The organism is Bradyrhizobium sp. LeoB3, assembly GCF_055456055.1.
On the sequence record NZ_JBVBEF010000198.1, the window covers coordinates 2,501 to 5,708 of the forward strand.

A 3,208-nucleotide genomic window follows, 5' to 3' on the forward strand; every position below is an offset into this window, starting at 1 on the left:
CAAAAGGTACGACGTCACCCAGAACGCATCTTGGGCTCCGTCTGTTTGTAGGTGTCCGGTTTCAGGTCTATTTCACTCCCCTCGTCGGGGTGCTTTTCACCTTTCCCTCACGGTACTGGTTCACTATCGGTCGCTGAGGAGTACTTAGGCTTGGAGGGTGGTCCCCCCATGTTCAGACAGGATTGCACGTGTCCCGCCTTACTCAAGGATACATCATCGCATTACCCGTACGGGGCTATCACCCTCTAAGGCCCTGCTTTCCTGACAGGTTCCGGTTGTCTTTGATGTATCACTGGCCTGGTCCGCGTTCGCTCGCCACTACTAACGGAGTCTCGATTGATGTCCTTTCCTCCAGGTACTTAGATGTTTCAGTTCCCTGGGTTCGCTTGAAACCTCCTATTTTATTCAGAAGTCTCATACCTTCTCTTGATAACCGGAAATCCAAAACCTCGCGGTTTGATTTCTCGCATTTCTGGTCGAACCCCAAAACACAAGGTGTTTAAACCTCAAGATCTTGGAGTTCCGGCTATCGAAGGTGGGTTTCCCCATTCGGAAATCCGTGGATCAAAGCTTCTTCGCAGCTCCCCACGGCTTATCGCAGCGTAGCACGTCCTTCATCGCCTCTCAGCGCCAAGGCATCCACCGAACACCCTTAAGGCACTTGATTGCTCTCATTATCAATGTCCACACACTCGGCAGAATGTATGCCGCCCAATCGCATTGAGACCGAAATCTCAAAGCGCGCACCCTCGATGAATGCTGCTTGCGCGGCCGGACATTGATTAGAAAGACCAGCTTGCTTCGTAAGATCGAACCAATAGCGAGGCGGTCAAGCTTCGCTAACAGGATCATTTTACAACCCGCTCATCTTGCGATGAACGAGCGCCGAAAATGATCTGGAGATAGTGAATGAGCACCCGCGAATTGCTCCGCAGATCCCAAACTTGGATCGATCTCCTCTTTACGATGTCAGATAACACGCACACCGCGTCCATCCGGACTGCGTGTGCGAATTGATGTTTCGCGGACGACGGTTGAGGCACCGGCGATCAAACCATCTGGTGGAGCCAGACGGGATCGAACCGACGACCTCATGCTTGCAAAGCACGCGCTCTCCCAGCTGAGCTATGGCCCCGTAACCAGAAGACGAATGCCCGCTCGATGAAAGTGGTGGGCCTGGGAAGACTTGAACTTCCGACCTCACGCTTATCAAGCGCGCGCTCTAACCAACTGAGCTACAAGCCCCTAACGCTCATCCTGCAAAGGATTAGGAACCCGCTCGCGCGCAACCGGCTTTCGCCGATGCATCGCACAGCGCTCAAGCCCCTGGCGCGTGTTCGTCCGCGAAGAAAGAGAAACGAAGACGGCGAGGTCCCGCCAATGGAGCTCAAGCGATCTGGCGATCGATTGGCCCCGAGATGTTTCTAAAACGATCCGATAGTGAGCGTGAGCTCTCTGAAGGATCATCCTTAGAAAGGAGGTGATCCAGCCGCAGGTTCCCCTACGGCTACCTTGTTACGACTTCACCCCAGTCGCTGACCCTACCGTGGCCGGCTGCCCCCTTTCGGTTAGCGCACCGTCTTCAGGTAAAACCAACTCCCATGGTGTGACGGGCGGTGTGTACAAGGCCCGGGAACGTATTCACCGTGGCGTGCTGATCCACGATTACTAGCGATTCCAACTTCATGGGCTCGAGTTGCAGAGCCCAATCCGAACTGAGACGGCTTTTTGAGATTTGCTAGGACTTGCGTCTTCGCTTCCCATTGTCACCGCCATTGTAGCACGTGTGTAGCCCAGCCCGTAAGGGCCATGAGGACTTGACGTCATCCCCACCTTCCTCGCGGCTTATCACCGGCAGTCTCCTTAGAGTGCTCAACTAAATGGTAGCAACTAAGGACGGGGGTTGCGCTCGTTGCGGGACTTAACCCAACATCTCACGACACGAGCTGACGACAGCCATGCAGCACCTGTCTCCGGTCCAGCCGAACTGAAGAACTCCGTCTCTGGAGTCCGCGACCGGGATGTCAAGGGCTGGTAAGGTTCTGCGCGTTGCGTCGAATTAAACCACATGCTCCACCGCTTGTGCGGGCCCCCGTCAATTCCTTTGAGTTTTAATCTTGCGACCGTACTCCCCAGGCGGAATGCTTAAAGCGTTAGCTGCGCCACTAGTGAGTAAACCCACTAACGGCTGGCATTCATCGTTTACGGCGTGGACTACCAGGGTATCTAATCCTGTTTGCTCCCCACGCTTTCGTGCCTCAGCGTCAGTATCGGGCCAGTGAGCCGCCTTCGCCACTGGTGTTCTTGCGAATATCTACGAATTTCACCTCTACACTCGCAGTTCCACTCACCTCTCCCGAACTCAAGATCTTCAGTATCAAAGGCAGTTCTGGAGTTGAGCTCCAGGATTTCACCCCTGACTTAAAGACCCGCCTACGCACCCTTTACGCCCAGTGATTCCGAGCAACGCTAGCCCCCTTCGTATTACCGCGGCTGCTGGCACGAAGTTAGCCGGGGCTTATTCTTGCGGTACCGTCATTATCTTCCCGCACAAAAGAGCTTTACAACCCTAGGGCCTTCATCACTCACGCGGCATGGCTGGATCAGGCTTGCGCCCATTGTCCAATATTCCCCACTGCTGCCTCCCGTAGGAGTTTGGGCCGTGTCTCAGTCCCAATGTGGCTGATCATCCTCTCAGACCAGCTACTGATCGTCGCCTTGGTGAGCCATTACCTCACCAACTAGCTAATCAGACGCGGGCCGATCTTTCGGCGATAAATCTTTCCCCGTAAGGGCTTATCCGGTATTAGCACAAGTTTCCCTGTGTTGTTCCGAACCAAAAGGTACGTTCCCACGCGTTACTCACCCGTCTGCCGCTGACGTATTGCTACGCCCGCTCGACTTGCATGTGTTAAGCCTGCCGCCAGCGTTCGCTCTGAGCCAGGATCAAACTCTCAAGTTGGACTTGAAACTTTGAACCGGCTGATCACAACGTTTGACGAGGTCCACACCAAAATCGCACAGCGATTCACATCGCTGGCGACCTGACCTCAATGAAGAGGCCATGGTGTAACCTTATTCAAAACGTGTACCGCCGAAGTCTTTCGTCCGGTCCCGATCGGGAAAACCAAGGTTTTCAAAATCGAGACCCGCAAGGACTCCGCCGTCCACGTTTCTCTTTCTTCATCTTTACTTGTCAAACAGCCCG

Annotated in this window: 2 tRNA genes and 2 rRNA genes (1 of these 4 only partly in view); all 4 read right to left on the minus strand. The window is 54.3% G+C overall.

From position 1 onward, the window contains the following. Window positions 1-667 (minus strand): 23S ribosomal RNA (locus ACZXDY_RS44390) (it extends 2,189 nt beyond the left edge of the window). A gap of 392 nt (window positions 668-1,059) precedes the next feature. Beyond that, window positions 1,060-1,135: transfer RNA gene (locus tag ACZXDY_RS44395), tRNA-Ala, on the minus strand. Between the two features lie 33 nt (window positions 1,136-1,168). Next, window positions 1,169-1,245: transfer RNA gene (locus ACZXDY_RS44400), tRNA-Ile, on the minus strand. Between the two features lie 228 nt (window positions 1,246-1,473). Then, window positions 1,474-2,962, minus strand: a 16S ribosomal RNA gene (locus ACZXDY_RS44405). Together the 16S and 23S rRNA genes with 2 tRNA genes alongside form the textbook arrangement of a ribosomal RNA operon. Window positions 2,963-3,208 lie beyond the last annotated feature (246 nt).